Source organism: Desulfosarcina sp. (assembly GCF_041551955.1).
GTDB lineage: Bacteria > Desulfobacterota > Desulfobacteria > Desulfobacterales > Desulfosarcinaceae > Desulfosarcina.
Genome location: NZ_JBFELV010000021.1, coordinates 20,403 through 27,203, shown reverse-complemented (window position 1 = coordinate 27,203; position 6,801 = coordinate 20,403). Strand labels below are relative to the sequence as shown.

7 protein-coding genes are annotated in these 6,801 nt (G+C 55.0%); 6 read left to right on the top strand and 1 reads right to left on the bottom strand.

All coding sequences use genetic code 11. The annotated features are described in order from the left end of the window. Positions 1 to 166: 166 nt before the first annotated feature. The 3 genes from ABYV26_RS03150 to ABYV26_RS03140 all read left to right on the top strand — a co-directional run bounded on the left by ABYV26_RS03150 (position 167) and on the right by ABYV26_RS03140 (position 2,971). Positions 167 to 478, top strand: a complete 312-nt coding sequence (locus tag ABYV26_RS03150; RefSeq protein ID WP_372678079.1) for a hypothetical protein — start codon at positions 167 to 169, stop codon at positions 476 to 478. Between the two features lie 310 nt (positions 479 to 788). After that, a complete protein-coding gene (locus tag ABYV26_RS03145) occupies positions 789 to 2,321 on the top strand; it encodes a DUF2867 domain-containing protein (RefSeq protein ID WP_372678078.1) in 1,533 nt (510 codons plus the stop codon). Between the two features lie 56 nt (positions 2,322 to 2,377). Next, the gene (locus tag ABYV26_RS03140; RefSeq protein WP_372678076.1) at positions 2,378 to 2,971 is read left to right on the top strand and encodes a class I SAM-dependent methyltransferase; all 594 of its coding nucleotides are present in this window, start codon (positions 2,378 to 2,380) and stop codon (positions 2,969 to 2,971) included. 45 nt (positions 2,972 to 3,016) lie between these two features. Here the strand turns inward: ABYV26_RS03140 and ABYV26_RS03135 are convergent, their stop codons facing one another. Beyond that, complete coding sequence (locus tag ABYV26_RS03135) at positions 3,017 to 4,357, bottom strand: hypothetical protein (RefSeq protein WP_372678075.1); 1,341 nt, start codon at positions 4,355 to 4,357, stop codon at positions 3,017 to 3,019. Between the two features lie 426 nt (positions 4,358 to 4,783). Between ABYV26_RS03135 and aprB the strand changes: the two genes are divergently transcribed. From aprB to ABYV26_RS03120, 3 genes are all read left to right on the top strand, one after another. Then, positions 4,784 to 5,221 carry an adenylyl-sulfate reductase subunit beta gene (gene aprB, locus ABYV26_RS03130; protein ID WP_372678073.1) on the top strand — a complete coding sequence of 146 codons (438 nt, stop codon included), beginning with the start codon at positions 4,784 to 4,786 and terminating at the stop codon, positions 5,219 to 5,221. 219 nt (positions 5,222 to 5,440) lie between these two features. Further along, positions 5,441 to 5,602: a hypothetical protein gene (locus ABYV26_RS03125; protein WP_372678071.1), complete on the top strand. Its 162-nt coding sequence runs from the start codon at positions 5,441 to 5,443 to the stop codon at positions 5,600 to 5,602. A gap of 198 nt (positions 5,603 to 5,800) precedes the next feature. After that, entirely contained in the window at positions 5,801 to 6,736 is a 936-nt protein-coding gene (locus tag ABYV26_RS03120) for a MerR family transcriptional regulator (protein ID WP_372678069.1), read from the top strand. Positions 6,737 to 6,801 lie beyond the last annotated feature (65 nt).

The following is a 6,801-nucleotide window of genomic DNA, read 5'->3' as shown; positions in this document are numbered from 1 at the left end:
TGAACCTGCCAACTGAACAATGATCTCCAAAGTTTCGACTCTGGCCCTGCCCTGAAGCTGACACATGAAACCTCATCTGCCATCGATTCCTGGGGACCAATGTTTTTTGTGGAGCCATACGTGACATATCTTTTAACGCGCAACCAACCCAATTAGGAGGTAACACATGGAAGTTAAAGATTTTTGTTCGGCAATGGAAGCAGAGATGACCTCTTGGAAAGCAAAAATGTACGATGCCATGCGCAAGATCGACAAACTCGGTACGGCCGAAAAAGAGAAAATGCTCATGAACATCCAAGATCTCAACATGCTGATGGACGACATGGGCCGGCGCGTCGAACAGCTGCGCACGGAGTGCCCATCGGATTGGAGTCCCATCAAAAAAGAGGTGGAGCAGGGCAGCGTCGACATGCGCGGCAAGTACGAAGAGACCATGGATTACATCGGCAAGGCCTCTCCGGTTTCGATTGCCGGGTGATTGCACGTTTCACGGTTTATGGCCTGGTCGCATAATTGTGGGCAGCCAGGCCATGAACCAGTAACCGCCTCTCGCGTCGATTGTCTGTGAATCCATGGATGGAGGTAACGCCGCATCCGCATCAACCAACCCTTATCCGATCCATTGCCCTCTTGTCAGCCCCCTTGTCGAGGACCATGCCTGCAAGGCTGAATGAACCGAAAGCGTGTCAACCAGGTACGAGCATGTTCAGGTAAAATTACGTTCTTCTGCGCACTCGCCACGCGGCGGGTGCCAAGGAGCCTCCATACCGAATGGGAAAGCACCGCCAATGAACGCTAAATCAAATAACGATGCTGATGTTGAAAGCCGGCCCATCCTGGTAACCGGTGCCACCGGCTATGTGGGGGGCCGCCTGGTGCCACTGCTTCTCGCCAAGGGCTATCGGGTCAGGGCCAGTGCGCGCAATCCTCGGCGCTTGGAAAACCGGCCCTGGTATGGTCACACCAACGTAGAGATCGTGGCCATGGATGCGCTTGACCTGGCCTCCGTCGAGCAGGCGGTGGACGGTTGCAGGGTCGTTTACTACCTGATCCACTCCATGATCGCCGGTAAACAGGGATTCGCCGATGCCGACCGCACGGCGGCACTGAACATGGCTGCGGTCTCATCGGCACGCAAGGTTCAAAGGATTATCTACCTGGGCGGACTGGGTGACGCAGACCACCCGGATTTAAGCAAACACCTGCGCTCGCGCCACGAGGTGGAGACGATCTTCCGGGACGGTGCCGTGCCGGTAACCTGTCTGCGGGCAGCGATGATTTTAGGGTCCGGCAGCGCGTCGTTCGAAATGCTCAGGTACCTGGTGGACCGCCTGCCGGTCATGATCACCCCCCGTTGGGTCAGCACCCCCTGCCAGCCCATCGCCATTACAGATGTCCTGGGTTACCTGTGCGGCTGCCTGGAATCACCTGGGACCATCGGCGAAACCTTCGATATCGGCGGACCGGAGGTGCTCAGTTATCGCGACCTCATCCATGCTTATGCCGACATTGCCGGACTGATGCCGCGTATCATTTTCCCTGTGCCGGTGCTGACCCCTAAATTGAGCTCTCTCTGGATCCACCTGGTCACACCTGTTCCGTCGATCATCGCCAGGCCGTTGGCCGAAGGGTTGAGTATTCCGGTGGTCTGTCGGGACAATCGCATCCGTGACATCGTCCCGCTGACGCTCCAGCCAGCCGAAGAGACCATACGCATTGCCCTGGACAGGCAGCCCCAGGCGGAACAGGATGCCTGCGACCTGACTGAGGACACCCTTTTGCCGCCTGAATGGACCGCCTGCGGAGATGCCGATTATGCCGGCGGAACCACCCTTTCCATGGGTTTTCGCATCCTTCTGGCGGCGGATATCGATAAGGTCTGGCAGACCGTCGAGGCCATCGGCGGCAAGCAGGGCTATTACGGCAACCGTCTGCTGTGGTTGGCCAGAGGGGCGCTGGATACATTCATCGGCGGTCCCGGTTTGAAAAAAAGTCGCCGTCATGCCAGGCATCTGGATGTCGATGAGCACTTTCATTTCTGGCGCGTGTCTCAAGTCCATCACCCCCGCCGACTGGTGCTCGAATCACGCATGAAGGCGCCTGGTGGCGCGCTGATGGTGTTCCAACTGTCGCCTCGATCGGGCCATACGGAGCTGGTCCTCCAATCGGTATTCCTGTCCCGGGGGCTGTTTGGGTTGGGTTACTGGTATGGGCTCTACCCGGTGCATCAATGGGTGTTTCGGGATATGCTCAAGGGTATCGCCCGGCAAAGTGAGGCCAAAATCCTGCTTGGCCCGGAGACGATCCCGGTGGAACGATGATCCGATTGTTGCAGCCGTCTCATGGCGCACCACTGAACATAAAAAGATAGGGCGACATGCAACTTAATTTTTTAGAACGCCTCTTCATCCTCAGCCCCCTTCGCCGGTTTCTGCAGGACCATTTCGAAATGCGGCGATTGCTGGAAATGGGTGGTTCCATAAAAGGGTCCCAGGTATTGGAAGTCGGTTGCGGCCCGGGTTTCGGCATCGATCTCATTTTCAGACGCTTTGGCGCAGCCAGTGTCGATGCATTTGATATAGATCCGAAAATGGTTTCTCGTGTTCGACAACGGCAAAACGAGAAAAACCGGAGGCCATTGCTCTGGGTTGCAAATGTAAGGCATATTCCGGTGGTCAACTATCGCTATGACGCCGTATTTAATTTCGGTGCCATCCACCACGTTGTTGACTGGCGGGCAGCGCTTGGTGAGATTCACCGGGTACTGAAACCCGGGGGAAGGTTCTATTGCGAAGAGATCCTACCTCGATTCATCACCCATCCGCTCATCGGCAGGCTCATGGATCATCCACAAAAAGACCGCTTCGACGAACCGCAATTTAACGATGCGCTGCGGAAAACCGGCTTTACAATCGAGTCATCCCGCCAACTGGCGGACCTCTACCTGTGGGTGGTGGCCACCAAGGCCTGACCGCGTGTCTAAACCGGAGGATTGTGCGTGGACTTTCCGCCCCGGTTAGTTCATGCAGGCATCGATTGGCCGCGGGCGGCGATCGTCTTTGGCCATCAATTCATATTTGGCCGAGATCAATCCAAAATCTTTTTTCCCGGACAGCTCCCTCAGATACAGGTCGGGAAGGTACCAACGTTGAGCGAATTTTCCCACGGTCCTGAAAATCTCACAGTTTCTGGCCACCATCAGGTCGAAGGCCCTGGGTTTCATGCCCAACACACGCGATGCCATGTCGAAGGGCGTGAAGCCATGATACGGGTTGTTGTATTCAACCCGCGTGTGAGACGGTCGCAGGATGCGCTTTTCGAAAGCGATGCCGTCCTTGTCGGAGAGCAGTTGGGCGGTTCGGGCCACCAGGACATCGATCAGCCGACTGACCTGCGCCCATTGCCGCGACTGCGGCAGACTGGCCAGAGGTAAGGCGCCTGACTGCCGGATGAACCGATCGCAGTCCTGCAAAATCTTCCGGGCTCTCCAATTGGCGATTCGTTTGGCCCTTCCGTTTTCATACGTCCAGGGGCTTCGTCCCAGATAGTATTTAGCCCCTCTTCGGGTGGTTCTGCATAAAAATAGCAGTTCGTCTCTGATGTCGGAATAAAGCGTGTACCCACATTTTCCACCGAAAACAGACTCCTTTATCTTCTCTGTGTCCTGTTTTCCATCTTCACGGAGTTCCTTTTCCGCTTTGTCTTTTAGCTCCTCGATTCGATCAGCGGTGCTCCGGGAAACGCGCTTGAGGATTCCGGTTTCATACCTGACGACGGACTGATTCAACAGCGATGTCGGGTGAGCGCCCAATTTCTCCCACAGGTAAATCAGCGTCGGCCGTATGCGGGTGTAGGGGACCCAATCGCTGTGTGGCAGCGCGTCGAATTCACCCAGCCATTGTTTCAACATCTGCTTGTCCACACCCGCATCGGAAAATTTCTGCCTCATGATGTGCTCTATTCTTGCATCGACGGTATTGACCTTTCCATTGAAAATCCGGTGATCAATCTTTTGATGGGATTCAAGTCCAAACAGCTCGCGGTAAAGGTCAGCCCTGGAGACTCCGTCATTGAGAAACAGCCACAATTCAGCCATTGCCCTGAATGCCGCACCATCCACCTTCAGCGCCGCCTGCTGGGGGGCAGGTCGGCCGTACAGCGCCGCGTAATGCCGGTGACTCACCGACATCACCCGCCGGTGAACGATGTTGTAGATCAACAGATAGGGCAACTTCGTCCGTCTGGCCAGCACTGCGGCTGAATCTGTGCCATGGATCTCGAAAAGGCGTTCGAGATCCTTGTCCGTTAACCCGATTCGAGGTTTTTTGGCGCTAACTGGTTGGCGACGATCGTTCATTACCACCACATTTCATATGTCGTTAAGGTGAATAAAACAAATTAACACCATGATTAGACAAATATTATACACGTTTTTGACATTTGCAATTCCATTTTTTGATAGTCGGCTTGAAAAATTGAACCCTTCCTGATCGAAAGCCGGGGAATCCGCATTCCGACTCTGAATGGTTCACAAGACCGCACGTGGTGCACAGGAATAATCGGCTGCCGTTCGTCTTCGGTGGAAACGAGATGCCCGCGTCGATCAACGGCCGATGGCCCAATAAACTGAATCCTAAAACTAGACAAAACATTGACACCCGAGCCCGCTGCCCTATTTTATTGGAGTGCCATGATGGGCATGGCATAAATCATGGCGCCATCTGCAGATGTTTCGGCACCGACGATGCGCGTCACATCTAACCCGAACTGGCAAGGAGGTTATATGCCTAGTTTCGTAATCGCTGAAAAATGCGATGGTTGCAAAGGCGGGGACAAAACTGCATGCATGTACATTTGCCCCAACGATCTGATGGTTCTGGATCCAAACCAAATGAAGGCCTACAACCAGGAGCCGGACCAATGTTGGGAATGTTTTTCGTGCGTTAAGATCTGCCCGACGCAAGCGATCGAGGTGAGAGGCTATGCCGACTTTGTGCCCCTGGGCAGCAGCATCATGCCCATGATGGGGACCGAAGACGTCATGTGGACCTGCAAGTTTCGAAACGGAACGATCAAACGTTTCAAGTTCCCCATTCGAACCACGCCTGAAGGCATGGCGAATGCCTACACCGACCTGAGGGGAAAAGACCTTGAAAGTGGCCTGCTGTCCACCGAAGAAGCCGATGGATACGAAATTCCTCGGCCGAAAACGGATGGATAACTGCCGAAGCCAAGTGACCTGAGGGTCTTACACCGATCGCGCACGGGGAGCTCTGGTTCCCCGTGCCCCATTTCTCGGGCAGCTTTCGCGGGTTCATGGTTCTTGACAGATATGCCCCAGGCAAATAGGTTGGTCGAATCAATTTGACCCAACATTGACGTACATCCGTCACCGGCAATCCTTTTTGTCGCAGGATGACGGATGGGAAGGATGACTCTTATGGATGAAGCAACATTTTTGAATGTACTCAAGATGACGGTTGAAAACCATGGCTGCACTATTGTAGATTTCGATCTTGAAAATCATATCGTCAACCTGGATGGGCCTGATGAAGCCGTGAATGCCTGCGCGCTGGCCATCGCCAAACTTGTCGACGAATAAAAGCGGACCTTACGACGTTTGTGCACGCGCATTGGCAAAGACTGCCCCCGTTGCTTGCCTCGGGGGTAGCAGGCAAATCCAAAACCATCGGCAATATGGTTTGGCTATGCAGGATGGATTATCGGCGACAAACGGCGCTCTCAACAGTCATTGAATCGTTTGCGCGCGGCCACATTTTTCTCGAACGGAGTAGATACGATGCCCGGTCCGGTTGCGTTTCCGATTGGTTTTGTGAGTTTGCACACCGGTCTTTCCACCCATGTGATCCGGGCATGGGAACGCCGATACCATGCGATCGCACCGCAGCGGTCGGCCAACGGCCGGCGACTGTTCACCCAGTCGGACATCGACCGCCTCATCCTGCTCAGACGGGTGATCCAGAATGGCCACAGCATATCGTACATTGCCGGTCTCGATCGGGCCAAACTGGTCGAACTGGCGGAAACCACCTCACCACCCGCCATCCAGCCCAACAAGCCAACTCACGCCGATTCAAAAATGTCCGCTGGCATCGCCCCCACTGAGATAGTCAGCCATAGTATAGAAGCCGTTGCCATGCTGGACGGCAAGGCGCTGCAGGGCATACTGCAGCAGGCAGCCGCGACCTTCAGCCGTCAAGCCTTGATTGACACGATATTCTGTCCGCTCATGGAGCAGGTCGGCCACAGGTGGTCTGATGGATCATTACGGATTGTTCATGGACAGCTGGCCGCGGTCGTCATTCATGCGCAACTCATTGGCTTGCTGAGTCATCCCACCGGCGATGCCGCTGAAAAGCCATGCTTGCTAATCGCCGCACCGGCCGGCCAGTGCTGTTACCTGGGCGCTCTGGCCGTGGCCATTACTGCACAGGACCACGGTTGGGAACCGGTCTTTTTAGGTTTTAATCTGCCGGCTGAAGAGATCGCCGCTGCCTCTTCTATCCCTGGCGCGGAAATGATTGCCCTGAGCATCACCTGTCGCGTCAATGATGCCTTCATGCAAGACGAACTCATCCGCCTGTCTGACTTGCTGGATAATGGTTGCCCGCTGGTGGTCGGCGGACGAGCCAGCCATAATTATCGACGGAGTATCGAGGCAGCCGGCGGTGAGAACTGCTCAACGGCTGCAGAGTTGGTCTCTCGACTTGAGTAGCCTGATCGGATCATTCACCATCTAACAGGCCATCCCCTCGGGCCGGTCTGTCTGGATAGAGATGC

Coding starts and splice junctions, on each gene's coding strand:
- aprB (WP_372678073.1), top strand. CDS start 4,784: ATGCCTAGTTTCGTAATCGCTGAAAAATGCGATGGTTGCAAAGGCGGG.
- ABYV26_RS03125 (WP_372678071.1), top strand. CDS start 5,441: ATGGATGAAGCAACATTTTTGAATGTACTCAAGATGACGGTTGAAAAC.
- ABYV26_RS03120 (WP_372678069.1), top strand. CDS start 5,801: ATGCCCGGTCCGGTTGCGTTTCCGATTGGTTTTGTGAGTTTGCACACC.
- ABYV26_RS03145 (WP_372678078.1), top strand. CDS start 789: ATGAACGCTAAATCAAATAACGATGCTGATGTTGAAAGCCGGCCCATC.
- ABYV26_RS03150 (WP_372678079.1), top strand. CDS start 167: ATGGAAGTTAAAGATTTTTGTTCGGCAATGGAAGCAGAGATGACCTCT.
- ABYV26_RS03140 (WP_372678076.1), top strand. CDS start 2,378: ATGCAACTTAATTTTTTAGAACGCCTCTTCATCCTCAGCCCCCTTCGC.
- ABYV26_RS03135 (WP_372678075.1), bottom strand. CDS start 4,357: ATGAACGATCGTCGCCAACCAGTTAGCGCCAAAAAACCTCGAATCGGG.